This is a genomic window from Corynebacterium sp. UMB6689 (assembly GCF_030215295.1).
GTDB lineage: Bacteria > Actinomycetota > Actinomycetes > Mycobacteriales > Mycobacteriaceae > Corynebacterium > Corynebacterium aurimucosum.
Genome location: NZ_JASOLS010000297.1, coordinates 1 through 234 on the forward strand (window position 1 = coordinate 1; position 234 = coordinate 234).

The following is a 234-nucleotide window of genomic DNA, read 5'->3' on the forward strand; positions in this document are numbered from 1 at the left end:
CGCAGCAATCTGGGCAATGCTGATGGGGCTACTCGCTCCCTAGCGTCTGCCCGCTGAACACCCGGTACCCACTGCCAGCACAGCAAGACTCCCCCACGAGCCGGATTCATCGACAGCTCATCGCCCTGTTGCTCGTGCGCATCCGCCGCGCGGGCCTGGACGAGGCCGTGGCCGACTTCAGCGGCAACGAGTGAGCCAGCGGTCTTGACAGATGCGTCGAGGGGGCGGAGCCAA

The 234-nt window shown here is 66.2% G+C and carries 1 protein-coding gene; it reads right to left on the bottom strand.

All coding sequences use genetic code 11. From position 1 onward, the window contains the following. A partial coding sequence (locus tag QP363_RS13570) for a hypothetical protein (RefSeq protein ID WP_284764881.1) occupies window positions 1-234 on the bottom strand: 234 nt, incomplete at both ends.